This is a genomic window from Ralstonia sp. TCR112, assembly GCF_007997035.1.
In the GTDB taxonomy this organism is placed as follows: Bacteria; Pseudomonadota; Gammaproteobacteria; order Burkholderiales; family Burkholderiaceae; genus Ralstonia; species Ralstonia edaphi.
The window spans coordinates 47,856-64,370 of sequence record NZ_VOSS01000026.1 but is presented as its reverse complement, the minus strand read 5'-3'; the positions used below and the strand labels follow the sequence as shown (position 1 = coordinate 64,370).

Here is a 16,515-nt window from a genome sequence, read left to right as displayed (position 1 = left end):
GACATAAATTCAAGAATCCCTCGCCATCTCGGCGCGCCTTCTTCTTGCTTACTTTCTTTGGCAAGACAATGAAAGTGAGTCAGCCCCGGCAGGGGATGAAACAAGGGATGCACCAATCACGCAAAGCAAAACAGAGACGACGATGACCACCATCCCCATCCACCCAGTAACGAACGCCGTGCGCACCACCTGCCCCTACTGCGGCGTCGGCTGCGGCGTGCTAGCGACCCCGCAGGCGGATGGCAGCGTCAGCATTCAAGGCGATCCGACGCACCCCGCCAACGCCGGGCGCCTGTGCGTAAAGGGCTCCGCGCTGGGGGAAACCGTCAGCCTTGATGGCCGCCTCCTGTATCCCGCCATCCGCGAACGCTCGCATGACTTGGATGCCCCCATTGCCCCGCTGCAGCGCGTCTCATGGGACGCCGCGCTCGACGCCGTCGCCCAGGGCTTTCGCCGCATCGCCGAAGAACACGGCCCGGATTCAGTCGCGCTCTACGTCTCCGGCCAGTTGCTGACCGAGGATTACTACGTCGCCAACAAGCTGATGAAGGGCTTCATCGGCACGGCCAACATCGATACGAACTCGCGGCTGTGCATGTCGTCGGCCGTGGCCGGCCACAAGCGCGCGTTTGGCGAAGACCTCGTGCCCGTCTGCTATGACGATCTGGAAATGGCGGACCTCATCGTGCTGGTCGGCTCCAACACCGCGTGGTGCCACCCGATCCTGTTCCAGCGCATCGTGCGCGCCAAGGAAGCGCGCCCCGAGATGAAGGTGGTGGTGGTCGACCCGCGCCACACGGCCACGTGCGAACTGGCCGATCTGCATCTGCCCATCAAGCCCGGTACCGATGTGCGGCTCTTCAACGGCCTGCTGTCGTTCCTCTCGCGGCGTGGCGTGGTGGACAGGAATTTCGTCACGCTGCATACCAATGGCCCCGATGCCGCGCTGGAAGCCGCCGGCACCGAGAGCGAGGACGTCGAAGCCGTCGCCAAGGCCTGCAAGCTCAAGCTCGACGATCTGCTGACCTTCTACAGCTGGTTTGCCGACACCGAGCGCACCATCACCGCGTTCTCGATGGGTGTGAATCAGTCGACGGCGGGCACGGACAAGGTCAACAGCATCATCAACTGTCACTTGCTCACCGGTCGCATCGGCCGCGCGGGCATGGGGCCGTTTTCGATTACCGGCCAGCCGAATGCCATGGGCGGCCGCGAGGTGGGCGGGCTGGCCAACATGCTGGCCGCGCACATGGAGCTGAACGAGCCGTCGCATCGTGACCTCGTGCAGACGTTCTGGGACGCGCCCCGCATGGCCGACAAGGTGGGCCTCAAGGCGGTCGACCTGTTCAACGCCATTGAAGACGGGCGCGTGAAGGCCGTGTGGATCATGGGCACCAACCCGGTGGTCAGCCTGCCCGATGCGGACCAGGCGCGCCGTGCGCTCGCCAAGTGCGAACTCGTCGTCGCCTCCGACATCGTTGAAGCCACCGACACGACCGTGCTGGCCGACATCCTGTTGCCCGCGCTGGGGTGGGGCGAGAAGGACGGCACGGTGACGAACTCCGAGCGCCGCATCTCGCGCCAGCGCGCCTTCCTGCCGGCACCCGGCGAGGCGCGCGCCGACTGGGACATCATCGCCGACGTCGCCCGCCGCATGGGTTACGACGGCTTCGACTTCAAGAGTGCGCGCGATGTGTTCGACGAACATGCGCGCCTGTCCGCTTACGCCAACGGTGCGAGCGGCATTCGCCGTGCCTTCCACCTCGGTGGCCTGGCGGGGCTCGATGCTGAGGCATATGACGGCATGTCGCCGGTGCAATGGCCCATCGCAACATCGGGCAACGGCGAAGCGCGCCTCTTCAGCGATGGCCGCTTCGCCCACGCCGATGGCCGCGCGCGCTTCGTACCGACGCCCGCCCGCGCACCCGCGCATGCGGCGGACGGTGAATATCCGCTCATCCTCAACACGGGCCGCGTGCGCGACCAATGGCACACCATGACGCGCACCGGCCGCGCGCCCAAGCTGGCGGACCACATACCCGAACCGTTCGTCGATCTGCACCCGCACGATGCGCTGCTGGCCGGCGTGCGCGAGGGTGGCCTGGCGCGCGTGTCGTCGCGCTGGGGCAGCGTGGTGGCGCGTGTGCGCATGACGGGCGGCATCGCGCGTGGCAGCGTGTTCGTGCCGATCCACTGGAACGGCCAGTTTGCATCCGATGCGCGCGTGGGGGCCGTCGTCAATCCGGTGGTCGACCCCGTGTCCGGCGAGCCCGAGTTCAAGCACACGCCGGTGATGGTCGAGCCGTTCGATGTGGCATGGCACGGTTTCGTGCTCTCGCGCCGCGCGCTCGACACCGACGATGCAACGTGGTGGACGCGCATTCAAGGCAAGCAATTCGTGCGCTATGAGCTGGCCGGTCGCCAGCAGCTTGGTTCCGTGCACGATTGGGCGCGCACGTTGCTCGGCGTGACGGACCCGCACGCCGACTGGCTCGAATACGAAGACACCACCGCGCGTGTCTACCGGGCCGTGCATGTCGTGGATGATCGCATCGAAGCCTGCGTGTTTTTGTCACCGCGTCCGGATCTGCCGTCGCGCAACTGGCTCGCGGGCCTCTTCGCGCAAGAGCGCCTTGAGGACCTCGACCGCGCGGGCGTGCTGCTCGGCCAGCCGATCGAAGCAGGCGTCGACGTCGGTCCCACCGTCTGCTCGTGCTTTGGCGTGGGCCGCAACACCATCTGCGATGCCATCCGCACGCAGGGCCTGCAATCCACCGGCGAGATCACGGCCTGCCTGAAAGCGGGCGGCAATTGCGGCTCGTGCGTGCCGGAGCTGAAGCGGTTGCTGGTGGAGGCGCGCGTGCAGCAGGCCGCGTGACGGTTGTGTCACGTCACGCGCAATAGCGCTTTTATGCCCGGGTAATATTGACATCCAATTAAACCCGGGTAGAATGCGCTCCTGTTGAAACTTCAGCAGGAGCGTTTCTCATGGATGCCGCAGCAACCTACGCGTGCACGGCGTTTGCCGGCACGCAGCGCCTGGCCGCCGGGCCCGTCCGCGACGTCGCCCGGGCCGTCAAGATCCACGTCGATGCACACCCCGAATCGCAGGTGCTGGTGTTCGACAACATCAGCGCACAGCCGGTGGAATTCGACCTGCGCGGCACCGTTGAAGACGTGCTTGCGCGCCTGGATCAAGCCGCCCCATCTGCCGCCGAACCCCCAGAGTCCGAAAGTCGCCCACGTGGCCCGGGCCGCCCTAAGCTCGGCGTAATTGCCCGCGAGGTGACCTTGCTGCCGCGCCACTGGGACTGGCTGGCCGCGCAGCCGGGCGGGGCGTCGGTTACGCTGCGCAAGCTCGTCGAAGATGCGCGCCGCGCTGCCGAAGGCGCCGACCGCCGTCGCGTGGCGCAAGAGGCGGCGTACCGCTTCATGTCCGCCATGGCCGGCAACGCCGCTGGCTTTGAAGAGGCAGCGCGCGCCCTGTTTGCCGCAGATGCCGCGGCGTTCGAATCCCTCACACATTCCTGGCCCGCCGACGTGCGCGACTTTGCACGCGAACTGGCAAGCCGGGCCTTCAATCCTCAACAGGAGGCTGCATGACAGCGCCTGCTGCTCGCCCGTTGTGGCGAACATTCATCGCATTCCTCGGCCCGCTGATCCTTGCCAACATCCTGCAATCGTTGTCGGGCACGCTCAACAACGTTTATGTGGGGCACATGCTGGGCGTGAAGGCACTCGCCGCGGTGTCGGCGTTTTTTCCGATCCTGTTTTTCTTCATCGCTTTCATCATCGGGCTCGGGTCCGGTGCGGCGGTGCTGATCGGGCAGGCGTGGGGCGCCAAGAAGCCCGAGGCAGTCAAGACGGTGGCCGGGACAACGTTGTCGGTGGGCTTCATCGTAGGGCTGGCGGTGGCGCTGCTGGGCGGCCCGTTCGCAAACGCGCTGCTGGGGTGGCTCGGCACGCCGGCCGACATCCTGCAAGACGCTACGCTCTACGCCAGCGTCATGCTCTATGCCATGCCGGGCCTGTTCGTCTACCTGCTGGCTACGGCGATGATGCGCGGCGTCGGCGACACGCGCACGCCGCTGCGCACGCTCGCGCTGTCGACGGCGATTGGGCTGGTGCTGACGCCGACCTTCATTCGCGGCTGGTTCGGCTTGCCGCAACTGGGTGTGGCAAGCGGCGCCGCGGCGACCATCATCTCGTTCACGATCGCGCTGGTGTGGCTCGCCTTCTTCCTGCGCCGCCGCAACCATCCGCTCGCGCCCGATGCCGTGCTGGCGCGGCATCTGTGGGTCGATGTTGGTGTGCTCAAAACCGTGCTGAAGATCGGCGTGCCGACGGGCGTGCAGCTTGTGGTCATCTCGATTGCCGAGCTGGCGCTGCTGTCCTTCGTCAACGGCTTCGGTTCCGACGCGACGGCCGCCTACGGCGCCGGCACGCAGATCATCAGCTACGTGCAATTTCCCGCCATGTCGATTGCGATCACGGCGTCCATCCTCGGGGCGCAGGCCATCGGCTCAGGCAATACGGAGCGGCTCGACGCCATCACGCGCACCGGCTTGTGGCTCAACGTGGTCATTACCGGCGTGCTGGTGCTGATGGCGTTGCTGTTCTCGCGCGCCGTCATCGGCTGGTTCACCACGAACACGGAAGTGATGAGCCTTGCGCAGAGCCTGCTGCACATCTCGCTGTGGAGCTCGGTCATCTTTGGCATGGCGAGCGTCTTCTCGGGCGTGATGCGCTCGAGCGGCACGGTGATGGCCCCAACGGCAATTTCCATCCTCGCCATTGCGGCGGTGGAAGTGCCGGTGGCCTGGGTGCTGAGCCGGCATATCGGCACCGATGGCATCTGGGCTGCATACCCGGCCGCCTTCCTCGCCATGTTCGTGATGCAAGGGCTGTATTACGCGCTCGTGTGGCGCCGCCGCGCGCAGCGGTTCGGCATCCGCCGCATGGTCTGACGACGCCGCCGCCAGCTGCCAAAGGGGCGGCGGGCGGTGGAGCGCGTGCGGGACTTACGCGGCGTTCTCGCGCAAGACTTTCTTGTTGATCTTGCCGACGCTCGTCTTCGGGATCTCCGCCACGAAGGCGATACGGTCCAGTTCCGGCACGGCGTATTTGCTGATGCGTTTGGCGTCGGCGTGTGCCAGAAGGGAGTCGCGAATGGCCTCGGCCTTCAGGCGCGCCCCCGGCTTGCTCACGACAAACGCCATTGGCCGTTCGCCCCACTTGGCGTCCCGCACGCCGATGACGGCGCTCTCCTGCACGCCCGGCACCTGGGCGATCAGGCTTTCCACTTCAATCGACGACACCCATTCGCCGCCGGTCTTGATCACGTCCTTGATGCGATCGACGATCTGCACGAAACCATCAGGCGTCATGACGGCGATGTCCTGCGTGTGCAGGTAGCCGCCGGCCCACAGTTCTTCCGATGCTTCCGGCTTGTTGAAATAGCCCTGCGTGAGGTAGGGCGTGCGCAGCACGATCTCGCCCTGGTGCTTGCCGTCGTGCGGCACATCGCGCAGATGCTCGTCGACGATGCGCAACTCGGCCAGCGGCACGGGCCGCCCCGTGGCGCAGCGCATGCGGATCTCCTCCTGGAGGTCTGCTGGCTTGCGGCCAGGCGGCAGTTGCGCGAGCGCCACCACGGGGCCGGTTTCGGACATGCCATAACCGGCAAACACGTCAATGCCGCGATCAAGCGCTGCCTCGCACAGAGCCGGAGACAACGCCGAGCCGCCAATCAGGACCTTCCATCCTGACAGGTCCTGCATGCCGCCTTCCGCCGCCTGCAGCAACATCTGCAGCAGCGTCGGCACGCAATGCGAGAAGGTCACGCGCTCCGTGTCGTGCAGCTTCAGGAGCAGGTCGGCCGCATAGCGCCCCGGCAGCACGATCTTCAGGCCGAGCATGACGGCGATGTACGGCATGCCCCACGCCAGCACGTGGAACATCGGCGTGATCGGCATGTAGACATCTTCACGGTGCAGGCGCTGGCCATCGCGCGGCGCGCATAGCGTCGTGGCAGTCGCCATGGTGTGCAGCACGATGTCGCGGTGGCTGTAGCTCACACCTTTCGGGTCACCGGTCGTGCCAGTCGTATAGAACGTTGCGGCCCGCGTGCGTTCGTCGAAATCGGCAAATACAAAATCGGGCGAGGCATGGGCGAGCAGCGCTTCGTATTCGCCTGCCACCGGCAGCGTGGTGTGCGGCATGGGGGCGTTGTCGGCCAGCACGACAACGTGGCGCACGCTCGTCAGCTCAGCCCAGATCTCTTCGAGCAGGGGCACGAAGTCCGCGTGCACGAGCACGACCTCGGGCCGCGCATCGTTGAGTGTGTAGAGAATTTGCTGAGCGGAGAGCCGCACATTCACGGTGAACAGCGTTGCGCCCATCATCGGCACGCCGAAGTAACACTCGAGATAGCGGTGGCTGTCCCAATCCATGACAGCCACGGTCGAGCCGTGTTGAACCGTCAGTGTGCTCAGTGCCGAGGCAAGCCGGCCGATGCGTTCGCGAAACGTGCGATAGCTGTAGCGCCCCGCGATACGTGATTTCCTGCTCGCCATGGAGGCATTGCGCGTTGGTCAACAGGTGCTTGACGAGCAGCGGATAGGTGTACGCCGAAGGTGTCGGGGTGATGAGGTTCGCGTGCATGGTCTGGAGCGCGTTGGTCGGTATGGGTTTCGTACGGGCGGGGCAGTTCAGGCGTCGTCATCCACCTCGATGACGATGTGCCCGTCGGTCTCCTGAATGGCGTAGGTCTTCAGGCACAGGCCGCCTGCGCCTAGCATGCAACCGGTAGCGAGGTTGAAGCGCAGGCCGTGCGCCGGGCACTGCAAGACGTTGCCATCCAGACGCCCCGAGGCCAGCGATGCGCCGTTGTGCGGGCAGCTGTTGTCGACGGCATGAAGCCGGCCTTCGACGTTGAGCACGACAATGCTGCGGCCGTTGGCGAAGACGAGCTTGCGCTGGCCGGCGGGCAGTTCGCTGGCCGACGCCACGGTGACATTGCGGCTCATGATGTGCATGGCGGGTGCGACGGTGACAGCGCGTTCTGCATGGCGCGCACGAGCGTGCTTGCCGGATGCGCACCGGAGATCGTCACGTCGGCGTTGAAGACGAAATGCGGCAGCCCGGAAACGGTCACGCCGCGGCCGACTGGCTTGCAGACGCTGGGCGGGCCCGCATCGAGCGCCATCGCCGTGGCGATGTTGTGCTCGAATTCCAGGCGCTGCAGTACGTCTTCGTCACCGATGTCGGCGCCTTCCACAAAATAGGCGATGAAGATGCGTTCGATGAGCCGGGCCGGGTGTCCGCCCGCGTCGATCCGTCGATATTTCCGAACCACGCCGTGCGCACGCTCGGTATTGGGCAGGACGTTGATGCGCGAGAAATCGAAGTCGATGCCGGCGGCTTGCCCGGCGCGCTGCACCTGGGCGCGCCGCATCGAAACGGCAGTGGGGCTGCCGAGGCGGCTGAGGTAGAACGCCTGGTACGGCAGCCCTTCGGCCGGGGTGTCCGGCAGCAGCGGATACGGGCGCCACCGCACCTTGGTTTTCACCTCCGGATGCAGCGTTGCGAACGTGCGTAGCGCGCTCGCAAGATGGCGCGTACCGATCCAGCACCACGGACAGATGAAGTCGAAGAAGACATCGATCGTGAGCGATGTGCGCCGACGGTTCGCGCCGGCCAGCATTCCCCGCACGGGCCGGTCAAACGAGTTCATGGATCAGCGCTTCCGCCATGGGCCAGGGGCCAAATCCCGCGGCGGGATTCAGATGCCCCACCTCTCCAAGATCGACCAGGCGGCTGCCCCAGTCAGCGGCCATGCCGGCCACGCGTTCGAACGACGCCAGCGGATCGTTCCGGCTGGCCGCGACGATGCTCGGAAACGGCAACGGGCGCCGCGGGCAGGGCAGCCAGCCATTTTTCTGCAGCACGTCCTGCGTTGGGTAGCCCGACGGCAACTGCGTCTCGAGATCGGCCGGGGTGGCCAGCAGTGCGCCATGGACCTTGCGCGCGTGCCGTTTCGCCCAGTGCACGGTGATCATCACGCCCGCGCTGTGCGCTACCAGAATCACCGGCCCGTCGATGGCGGTGACGGCCTTGTCCAATGCTGCGACCCGTGCCGCGCAGCTCAACTTGTCGACCTCCAGCGGCGGGACTGACACAGCCTTGTGGCCGGCCGCCCGGAGCTTGGCTTCGAGCAACGTCTGCCAGTGTTCGGCCACGTGGTCGCGCAGGCCGGGCACCATGAGGATGGTGGGAGAAGGGTTGGACAACGTCATGATGAAACGCCATGAAGAAAAAACGAGGAGGTCACCCTCCTCGAATGCCGACCGGGGAGACGGCGGAGTCCGCCTCCCGTGGTGCTTTTGGGGACCGGCCGCTCAGAACTTGTGGCGGATGCCGACAGCCGCACCCAGCATGCTGGTCTTGCCGGCAGCCAGGCCGTAACCGGTAGCGTTAAGGTCCACAGCGGCCTGATCCAGTGCCAGGCCTGCATTGCGCGCATAGGCCGTGGTCAGATACAGGTCGGTGCGCTTGGAAAGCGTGTAGTCGGCAATGAATGCGACCTGCCACGGGTTGGCCTGTGTGGACGGTGCGCTGTTGATGGTCTTGATTTTCTGATACGAGTATTCGAGCGAGAGCATCAGCGCGTTCGTTGCCTGATAGTTCGCGCCGGCCCAGAAGTAATCGTCGCGCAGCGCCACGCTGCCGTTGGCGTTTTTGTTCTGGCCCCAGCGGTAGCCGCCCATGACCTTGAGCACATCGCCAACGAGGTAGCTGCCCGCCAGCGCCGCCTTGCGCACCGTGCCGGAGCTGAATGCGCCGCCGCCCAGCGGGGTGCTCGGGTTGTACTGGTCATACGCCAGTGTGGCGCCCAGGGGCCCCGCCGAATAGGCCACCCCCGCGCCGTAGCCGCTGTCGCGCCGCGCCTGGCCGGGCACTTCGCCGTTGCCGCCGCCGGTCGGGTTGGTGCTCGGCGCGCCGGTGCCGAACGACCAATGGGCCTGTGCCGTCACCGGGCCGAAGTTGCCCGTGTACATCGCCGTGTTGTCGGAGCGGAAATTGACGCCGGTCTGCACGGCCGCCGGTTCGTATTGCGTGGAATACGCCATCGGCTCGAAGTTGGCCAGCAACTGGAACAGCGTCGTGTACTGGCGGCCGAAGGTGAACTGCCCGATCGTGCTGCTCTTGAGCCCAACGTAGGCCTGACGCCCGAACAGCCGCCCGCCTTGCTGCGATTGGCCCGTGTCGCTTGCAAAGCCGCTTTCCAGCACAAACAGCGCGCTCAGTCCGCCGCCAAGATCCTCCACGCCGCGCAGGCCCCAGCGCGAGCCTGACAGCCCGCCGCTTTGCATGGACACGCGATTGCCCGAGCTGCCCGGCGTGGCGCCCGGCAGGTTCGTCGCATATTCGACGTTGGTGTCGATGACGCCGTACAGCGTGACACCGGATTGCGCGCAGGCCGCGCCGGCGCAGGCCAGCAGAGCCGCAGGGGCGATGTGCTTTGTCTTCATGTTGCAGGGTCTCCTCTTGGTGTGATCGCCGACGGGTCCGATGTGTCCCGACGGTCGTTAGAACGGCTTCCCGCCGATGATGCCGGCACGCTCCATCTTGCGATGGCACGGCGCGTAATCCATGACGGCGTAATGCTGCGTGGCGGAGTTGTCCCAGATCGCCACGCTGTTCGGTTTCCAGCGCCAGCGCACCTGGTATTCAGGAATGTAGGCCTGGCTGATGAGGTAGCGCAGCAGCTCCGACGCGCCGCCGGTGGCGTCCTGTCCGAAGCGCACGCGCGCGGGTGTGTGGTAGTTCGTGAAGTGCGTCGTGAAGCCGTTCACGTACAGCACCTTTTCGTCGGTCTCGGGGTGCGTGCGCACCACGGGGTGTTCCGGATCGGGATATTGCGCCTTGAGCGCGAGGCGCTTTTCGATCGGCATGACTGCGCCAAAACTGGCTTCGATGCTGTGGCGGGCGCGCAGGCCGGCAATGTCGCGCTTGACGTCGTCGGGCAGGTTTTCGTACGCCAGCACCATGTTGGCCCACATGGTGTCGCCGCCAACGGGCGGGCATTCCACGCAGCGCAGCACGGCGCCAAACTGCGGTGCCTCGCGCCAGGTAGTGTCGGCGTGCCAGCAGTTTTCGTAGCGGTCGTTCGGGTGATCGGGCGTCTTGTAGATGCGCACGAGCCCGGGGTGTTCGGGGTCGCTGCCGGCGACGGGATGATCTTCCAGATCGCCGAAGCGGCGGGCAAATGCGACGTGCTGCGCGCGGCTCAGGTCCTGGTCGCGCAGGAAGATCACGCGGTGCTTGAGCAGCGCGGCGCGGATCTCGCCGAACAGGCCATCGTCTTCGATGGCGTCGCGCAATTGCACGCCGGTCAGCTCGGCACCCAGGGCGTTGGTCAGTTGTTCAATGCGCATGACGGCCCCTCAGATGACGAAGACGGACGACCCCGTCGTCTTGCGCGATTCCAAATCGCGATGTGCCTGCACGGCGTCTTCCAACGCATAGCGCTGGTGGATTTCGATCTTGATACGGCCGGCGGCTACATGGTCGAACAACTCGCCGGCAAGCTCGGCTTTCTCGGCCGGATCGGCGATGTAGTCCGCCAGGGCGGGACGCGTCAGGTAAAGCGATCCCTTCATCGCCAGCAGCTGGGGGTTGAACGGCGGGATCGGGCCAGACGCCGTGCCGACGCACACCATCAGGCCGCGTCGCTTGAGCGAATCGAGCGAGGCCTCGAAGGTGGCCTTGCCCACGCTGTCGAACACCACGTTCACGCCCACGCCATCGGTGAGTTCGCGCACGCGCTTTGCAACGTCTTCGTGCGCGTAGTTGATGACGTGGTCGCAGCCGTGCGCGCGGGCGATGTCCGCCTTGGCTTCGCTCGATACCGTGCCGATCACCGTCAGCCCGAGCAGCTTGGCCCACTGCGAGACGATGAGCCCCACGCCGCCGGCGGCCGCATGCAGCAGGATCGTGTTGCCCTTCGCAAACGGATAGATGCGGCGCAGCAGGTAGGCCGACGTCAGGCCGCGCATGGTCATGGCGGCGGCGGTTTCGCAGGCAATGGCGGCAGGCAGCTTGATGAGCGGAGCGGCCGGAATCAGGCGTTCGGTGCTGTACGCGCCCAACGTGTTGATGAAGCCCGTGTAGGTCACGCGATCGCCCACGGCGACATTGGCAACGCCATCGCCGACAGCCTCAACAATGCCTGCCGCCTCAACGCCCATGCCGGCGGGGCGGGGTACGGGATAGAGCCCCGAGCGGAAGTAGGTGTCGGCAAAGTTCAGGCCGACGGCTTCGTGGCGCAGACGGACCTGCCCCGGGCCGGGTTGGCCGACCTCCACGGTCTCGCAGCGCAAGACCTCGGGGCCGCCGGTTTCATGAAAGCGGATTGCGGTTGCCATGGGTATCTCCTGGATGCTTTTTTCGGATGTTCGGGGTGCGCGCCGCCCGCGCGGCTCGCTCAGGAGACGCGGTCAAAGCGGAGAGGGGTGGGTGCCTTGAAGGCGGCGCGCGGTTAGCGGAGCAAGGCCGTCATGCGGAAACCACGGTGGCGGGTGCGGCGGAAGGTGCCGCGTCGATCGACACGTTGGCCACGCGCTGGAGTTCAGGTTCGTAGCTGCGTGCGGCCAGCAGGAAGCAGCCCGCAGCCACCACGCCAAAGACCGGCATCACCGCCAAGGCGGTCTGCAGGCCCCATGCATCGGACATGGCGCCGCCCACAAACGGCCCGATCGCCAGGCCGAACAGGTTCTGGAACAGCGACAGCACCGCGGCGCCAGTCGAGCGTACGCCGGGGTGCACCACGTCGAACACGACGCTCGATGCCGGCGCCACCGTGCACGTCATCAAGAAGCCGCCAAAGGCGATCATGAGGAACTGCTGGTTGGCCGGCATGGTGGTGCCGAACGCCGTCATGAAGACGAGCAGCGTCACCACGGCCAGTACGGCCACCGCAATCAGCCGGTTGCGCTGGCGGCGTGCTGCCACCACATCGGCCACCACGCCCCACACGAAGGCGCCCAGCGCGCCGCACAGCACCACCAGCGCAGCTTGCATGGCGGCGCGGTCCGGCGGCGTGCCGTGGTAGCGGTTCAGGTAGCTCGGCAGCCACGACCAGATGGTCGAAACGACGATCAACTGGAAGGCAGCGCCCAGGCACGTCCACCACAGCGTGCGCGAACTGGTCAACGCGCCTGCCACGCGCTGCAGGAGCTTGCCCGCAGGCTGCCGCGCTTGCGTGCTGCCAGGCGCCATCGCCACCGTTTTGTAATCCGGTACGAAGACATAAAGCAGCGCCAGCACCAGGCCCGGTACGCCCACCACGCCAAACGCCGCCTGCCAGCCCCAGCGCGCTGCGATTACGCCGCCGAGCAACACGCCCAGCACCGAACCGACGGATGCCGCGGCAAAGAAGGCGCCCATCAACGTGGCGCGCAGGCGCTTGGGGAAGAGGCTGGCAATGAGCGCTGCGCCCACCGAGCCGTAGCCGGTTTCACCCACGCCCACAATGGCGCGCGCGGTGAAGAGCTGCGCGTAGTTGCGCGTGAACATGCACGAGATCGTTGCGAGGCTCCATACAGTGGCCATCACGACGATGCTCTTGACGCGGCTGAAGCGGTCGGCCAGCAGCGCCACCGGCAAGCCACCCACCGCTACCACGATGGAGATGACCGAGACGAGCGCGCCAAGCTGCTTGTCGGACAGCGCCCAGGCGGTTTTCAGATGCGGGAACAGCGACACGATGACTTGCCGGTCGATGTAATCGAACAGCATCAGTGCAAAGGTCATCGCAAACGCAAACCACGCCTGGGGGCGGCTGACGAGGTACTCGTCGTGGTCTGCGCGCGGGTCGGCAGCATGCAGATTCATGGTTGTCTCCGAGTGGCGGCGCTTGCGTTGAGCGCCGCCTGTGTTGGCCCGGTGATACTGCGGCTTCTAGTTTAGGCCGCGCGCAGCGGCAGGTTCTTCACGTTCGGCGCACGGTTGGGGGACATGCCGTTCTTCGCCAGTGTTTCTTCCGCGCTGTCATATTGCACGCCAATGCGGTAGATGGCGCGGGCCTCCTTGCCGCTGGCAACCTCGCGGCCCAGTTCACGGGCCACGCGCACGCACTGCTCAATCTGCTGTACGGACGTCATGCGATTGCCATGCTGATCGATGATCGTGTCTTCAATGCCGCAGCGCGGATGCAGGCCCATTGCCATGGCCATCATGTTGAAGGGCAGCACGTTCTTGAGCAGCGACTCGGCCGTCAGCGTGCAGCCATCCGGCGCGCGGTGGATGAAGTTGAAGAAGTTGAACGGGTTGGGGCCGTCGAAGCCGCCGCCAATGCCGATCCACGTCAGGTTGAGCGGGCCCTTGTACACACCCTTGCGGACGACGCGCTCCAGCGTTTCCAACGCGTGGATGCCGGTCAGCTGAAAGTGCGGCTGCACGCCGGCGGCCTGCAGGCGGCGCAGGTGTTCCTCCAGCCAGGCGGGGCCGGCGGGCACGGTCATCTCCGCATAGGCGGCGGCCAGCGCGGGGTTGGCCAGCGACGTGCCTTCCAGGTAGGCCGGATACAGCAGCTCCATGATGTTCATCTGCGTGGTGTTGACGGCCACGGTCACCTGGTCGGGCGCGGGCGTCAGGTCGGCCAGCATGTGGCGCGTGTCGTCGGACAGCCACTTGGCGGCTTGCCCTTCGTCTTCCGGCGCAAACGAAATCGAGCCGCCGACCTGGATGATCATGTCGGGCACCGCCGCGCGCACGCCGGCAATCAGCTCGTTGAATTTCGACAGCCGCTTGGAGCCCTTGCCGTCCAGCTCGCGCACGTGCAGGTGCAGGACCGTCGCGCCGGCGTTGTAGCAATCGACGGCCTTCTGCACCTGTTCTTCCATCGTCACCGGAATGTCTTCGGGAAAATCTTCCGGCATCCATTCCGGGCCGTACGGCGCCACGGTAATGACAACCTTGTCCTGGTTTTCGGGGTGCAGCGAATCATCGAGGAATTGCATGTGGGGGCTCCTGTAAGGGATGTCTCGGCTGGACTTCACTATAGGGAAGCGGTAGCTTTGAATTTCTCATTTGGCGCCAAGTTTTTCTCTTTACGCGCCATTCCGCGTAAACACCAACACGGCTCGGAGCGCCCTGAAATCGATGGAAACGATGGTGCGTGCCCGCTCGCTCAACGGCTACTTCCAGGTCGTGCGGCGGCTCGGTTTCAACCCGCAGGAAGCGCTGCGCCAGGTGGGGCTTGACCCGGCCAAGCTGGCCGATCCCGAGCAGCCGGTGCCGGTCGTGGCGACGTGCCAGTTGATGGAGATCACTGCCGCGAATGCCCCGTGTCCGACGCTTGGCCTGCAGATGGCCGAGGCGCGCCAGGAACTGGACTTCGGTGTGCTCGGGTTATTGCTGGCGCATAAGCGCACGCTGCGCGAGGCGCTGCAGGCCATCATCCAGTACCGCCACCTGCTGAACGAGGCGCTGGCGATCTACCTGGAATCGGATGGCGACATGGTGGTCATTCGCGAAGAGGTCATCACCGAGACGCCGGTGCCGCTGCGGCAAGCCAACGAACTGGCCGTCGGCGTGCTCGCCCGGACGTGCAGCGCGCTGCTGGGCGTGCATTGGAAGCCGCGCAGCATTCATTTCACCCACGCCGCCCCCGGTGACGTGAGCTTGCACAGGCGCGTGTTCGGTTGCCCCATCGTGTTCGGCAGCGACTTCAATGGCATCGTCTGCGCGGCTGCCGATCTCGAGACGCCCAACCCTGCCGCTGACCCGGCGCTCGTGCGCTATGCCGAGAGTCTTGCCGAGCCGCTCAATGTCTCGGCGCAGGAGGCGGTGGTGCAGGACGTGCGTCGTGCGATCTACCTGCTGCTGCCGTTGGAGCGTGCGTCGGTGGAGCAGGTGGCGGATCATCTCCACCTGAGCGTGCGCACGTTGCAACGGCAGTTGGAATCGGCCGGCATGACGTTCTCCGATCTGGTGGAGGAGGTGCGGCACAACCTTGCCGTCCGTTACATGGCAAACCCCAGCTACCGGATCGGGCGGGTGGCCGCGTTGCTTGGCTATACGCGGCAGGCATCATTCACGCGCTGGTTCATCGCCCACTTCGGCATGACGCCGCGCGCGTGGCGCGATGCGCAGCGCGGCGAGCGTGGTGCCAACGCGGCTCAGGCAGGTTCGAGCCCGGCCGCTGCATCGTCGACACGTGGCTGACGCACCAGCCGCACCGCAGGCGATTGCAGGATGCACAGCAGCTGCAGCGCAAAGCCCGCCATCGCCACCAGCAGGCACGCCCCCACACCGGCATGTGCGGCAAGCCACGCGGCCATGGCTGCACCGACCGGCCGAGCGCCATACGACATCACGTTGACTGCGGATACGCGCGCCAGCAGGGCGGGCGGCGTCACCGTCTGCCGCAGTGTGGTCGTGCTCACCACCCAAAGAATCGGCCCGCAACCCAGCAGGAAGAAGCCGGCTTGTGCCAGCGCCGGCCACGGCTGCCACAGCGTGGCCGCAAGCAGCGCACCGCCCGCCAATCCGCACACGGGGCCAGTCGCCACCACGTGGCCGAAGCGCCAGCGCGCGAGAATCCGCGCGGCCAGCAGGGCGCCGACCACCATGCCAGCGCCGTACATGCCGAGCGTCAGCCCGATTGCCTGCGCAGAGAGGTTCAACCGATGCGCCGCATACGGAACGAAGATGGCCGACACCATGAAGAACGCCATGGTGAAGAGGCATTGCGTGATGAACACCGGCCGCAGCAGCGGGTGGTGAAACACGAAGCGCGCGCCTTCGACAACGTCCCGCAGCGGATGCGCCGCGCGCCGTGCCACGGGCTCCTGCGCAGTCACGCCGGCCAACATTGCCGAAGCCATGGCCGACAACGCCGCCGCCAGCACGAACGCCGCCATCGCGCCCGTCCAGCCGATCAAAGCACCGCCGATGGCGGGGCCGCACGCAAATGCAACGGTGCGCGCCAATTCGATGCGGCCGTTTGCGCGCGCGAGCATCGCTGCCGGCACAAGCGACGGCACCAGCGCGGGCGCCGCCACACTGAACACCACCGTGCCGCATACCGCCACAAAGCCGAGCACGCCCAGCGCCGTCAGGTTCAACCGCCCGGCGATCAGCAGCCCCGCCACAACAAACAACGCCAGTGCGCGCACCGCCTCCGCGCCGGCCATCAATGCGCGCTTGGGCCAACGGTCCGCCAGCATGCCGATGGGAATGGCAAACAGCACGAAGGGCAGCGTGAGCGCCACTTGCAGCCAGCTCGCCGTGCTCGCGTCGGCATGCAGTGTGAGCACAGCAACCATCGGCATGGCCGCCAGCGCAATCTGCTCGGCAGACTGGGCGGCCAGGTTGGAACCAGCCAGCCGGTTGAAGCCCGGCGGCAGGCGGTCGACAGCAGGGACATGGGGATCGGACATCGCACACTCCTGAAAACGTACGCTCAGGGTAGGGATGACGATGTCTGCGTGCGCTCCGCTTCTTGCG

The 16,515-nt window shown here is 66.1% G+C and carries 13 protein-coding genes and 1 pseudogene; 4 read left to right on the top strand and 10 right to left on the bottom strand.

The window, feature by feature from the left end; genetic code table 11:
• Nucleotides 1-142 precede the first annotated feature (142 nt).
• The 3 genes from FUT88_RS09480 (at nucleotide 143) to FUT88_RS09470 (ending at nucleotide 4,967) form a co-directional block, all read left to right on the top strand.
• Entirely contained in the window at nucleotides 143-2,878 is a 2,736-nt protein-coding gene (locus tag FUT88_RS09480; RefSeq protein WP_147214752.1) for a nitrate reductase, read from the top strand.
• Nucleotides 2,879-2,988: 110 nt separating this feature from the next.
• Complete coding sequence (locus FUT88_RS09475; RefSeq protein WP_147214751.1) at nucleotides 2,989-3,603, top strand: DUF2239 family protein; 615 nt, start codon at nucleotides 2,989-2,991, stop codon at nucleotides 3,601-3,603.
• Nucleotides 3,600-4,967 carry an MATE family efflux transporter gene (locus FUT88_RS09470; RefSeq protein ID WP_147214750.1) on the top strand — a complete coding sequence of 456 codons (1,368 nt, stop codon included), beginning with the start codon at nucleotides 3,600-3,602 and terminating at the stop codon, nucleotides 4,965-4,967. Before FUT88_RS09475 ends, FUT88_RS09470 begins: the two co-directional genes overlap by 4 nt.
• Before the next feature lie 54 nt (nucleotides 4,968-5,021).
• Here FUT88_RS09470 and FUT88_RS09465 read toward each other — a convergent pair.
• The 9 genes and pseudogenes from FUT88_RS09465 to FUT88_RS09425 form a co-directional block, all read right to left on the bottom strand.
• Nucleotides 5,022-6,663: pseudogene (locus FUT88_RS09465) on the bottom strand (fatty acid--CoA ligase).
• 47 nt (nucleotides 6,664-6,710) lie between these two features.
• Entirely contained in the window at nucleotides 6,711-7,028 is a 318-nt protein-coding gene (locus tag FUT88_RS09460) for a Rieske (2Fe-2S) protein (RefSeq protein ID WP_147214749.1), read from the bottom strand.
• Nucleotides 7,025-7,735, bottom strand: coding sequence for a DsbA family oxidoreductase (locus FUT88_RS09455; protein ID WP_147214748.1), 711 nt, complete (start codon nucleotides 7,733-7,735; stop codon nucleotides 7,025-7,027). Before FUT88_RS09455 ends, FUT88_RS09460 begins: the two co-directional genes overlap by 4 nt.
• Nucleotides 7,722-8,297, bottom strand: coding sequence for an RBBP9/YdeN family alpha/beta hydrolase (locus tag FUT88_RS09450; RefSeq protein ID WP_147214747.1), 576 nt, complete (start codon nucleotides 8,295-8,297; stop codon nucleotides 7,722-7,724). Before FUT88_RS09450 ends, FUT88_RS09455 begins: the two co-directional genes overlap by 14 nt.
• A gap of 102 nt (nucleotides 8,298-8,399) precedes the next feature.
• Nucleotides 8,400-9,533: a porin gene (locus FUT88_RS09445; RefSeq protein WP_147214746.1), complete on the bottom strand. Its 1,134-nt coding sequence runs from the start codon at nucleotides 9,531-9,533 to the stop codon at nucleotides 8,400-8,402.
• A gap of 57 nt (nucleotides 9,534-9,590) precedes the next feature.
• Nucleotides 9,591-10,439, bottom strand: a complete 849-nt coding sequence (locus FUT88_RS09440) for a TauD/TfdA dioxygenase family protein (RefSeq protein WP_147214745.1) — start codon at nucleotides 10,437-10,439, stop codon at nucleotides 9,591-9,593.
• Nucleotides 10,440-10,448: 9 nt separating this feature from the next.
• Entirely contained in the window at nucleotides 10,449-11,429 is a 981-nt protein-coding gene (locus FUT88_RS09435; protein ID WP_147214744.1) for a quinone oxidoreductase family protein, read from the bottom strand.
• Between the two features lie 130 nt (nucleotides 11,430-11,559).
• Nucleotides 11,560-12,897, bottom strand: coding sequence for an MFS transporter (locus tag FUT88_RS09430; protein WP_147214743.1), 1,338 nt, complete (start codon nucleotides 12,895-12,897; stop codon nucleotides 11,560-11,562).
• A 71-nt stretch (nucleotides 12,898-12,968) separates the two neighbouring features.
• On the bottom strand, nucleotides 12,969-14,024 hold the full coding sequence (locus FUT88_RS09425) for a 3-keto-5-aminohexanoate cleavage protein (protein ID WP_147214742.1): 1,056 nt from the start codon (nucleotides 14,022-14,024) through the stop codon (nucleotides 12,969-12,971).
• A gap of 142 nt (nucleotides 14,025-14,166) precedes the next feature.
• Here FUT88_RS09425 and FUT88_RS09420 point away from each other — a divergent pair, with 142 nt between their 5' ends.
• Nucleotides 14,167-15,231 carry an AraC family transcriptional regulator gene (locus FUT88_RS09420; RefSeq protein WP_147214741.1) on the top strand — a complete coding sequence of 355 codons (1,065 nt, stop codon included), beginning with the start codon at nucleotides 14,167-14,169 and terminating at the stop codon, nucleotides 15,229-15,231.
• Here the strand turns inward: FUT88_RS09420 and FUT88_RS09415 are convergent.
• A complete protein-coding gene (locus tag FUT88_RS09415) occupies nucleotides 15,186-16,448 on the bottom strand; it encodes an MFS transporter (RefSeq protein WP_147214740.1) in 1,263 nt (420 codons plus the stop codon). The genes FUT88_RS09420 and FUT88_RS09415 overlap by 46 nt on opposite strands.
• Between the last annotated feature and the right edge of the window lie 67 nt (nucleotides 16,449-16,515).

Bases quoted from the DNA above. Each gene is read 5' to 3' on its own strand.
- FUT88_RS09435 (WP_147214744.1), bottom strand. From the start codon at position 11,429: ATGGCAACCGCAATCCGCTTTCATGAAACCGGCGGCCCCGAGGTCTTG.
- FUT88_RS09420 (WP_147214741.1), top strand. From the start codon at position 14,167: ATGGAAACGATGGTGCGTGCCCGCTCGCTCAACGGCTACTTCCAGGTC.
- FUT88_RS09445 (WP_147214746.1), bottom strand. From the start codon at position 9,533: ATGAAGACAAAGCACATCGCCCCTGCGGCTCTGCTGGCCTGCGCCGGC.
- FUT88_RS09475 (WP_147214751.1), top strand. From the start codon at position 2,989: ATGGATGCCGCAGCAACCTACGCGTGCACGGCGTTTGCCGGCACGCAG.
- FUT88_RS09470 (WP_147214750.1), top strand. From the start codon at position 3,600: ATGACAGCGCCTGCTGCTCGCCCGTTGTGGCGAACATTCATCGCATTC.
- FUT88_RS09430 (WP_147214743.1), bottom strand. From the start codon at position 12,897: ATGAATCTGCATGCTGCCGACCCGCGCGCAGACCACGACGAGTACCTC.
- FUT88_RS09425 (WP_147214742.1), bottom strand. From the start codon at position 14,024: ATGCAATTCCTCGATGATTCGCTGCACCCCGAAAACCAGGACAAGGTT.
- FUT88_RS09460 (WP_147214749.1), bottom strand. From the start codon at position 7,028: ATGAGCCGCAATGTCACCGTGGCGTCGGCCAGCGAACTGCCCGCCGGC.
- FUT88_RS09440 (WP_147214745.1), bottom strand. From the start codon at position 10,439: ATGCGCATTGAACAACTGACCAACGCCCTGGGTGCCGAGCTGACCGGC.
- FUT88_RS09450 (WP_147214747.1), bottom strand. From the start codon at position 8,297: ATGACGTTGTCCAACCCTTCTCCCACCATCCTCATGGTGCCCGGCCTG.
- FUT88_RS09455 (WP_147214748.1), bottom strand. From the start codon at position 7,735: ATGAACTCGTTTGACCGGCCCGTGCGGGGAATGCTGGCCGGCGCGAAC.
- FUT88_RS09480 (WP_147214752.1), top strand. From the start codon at position 143: ATGACCACCATCCCCATCCACCCAGTAACGAACGCCGTGCGCACCACC.
- FUT88_RS09415 (WP_147214740.1), bottom strand. From the start codon at position 16,448: ATGTCCGATCCCCATGTCCCTGCTGTCGACCGCCTGCCGCCGGGCTTC.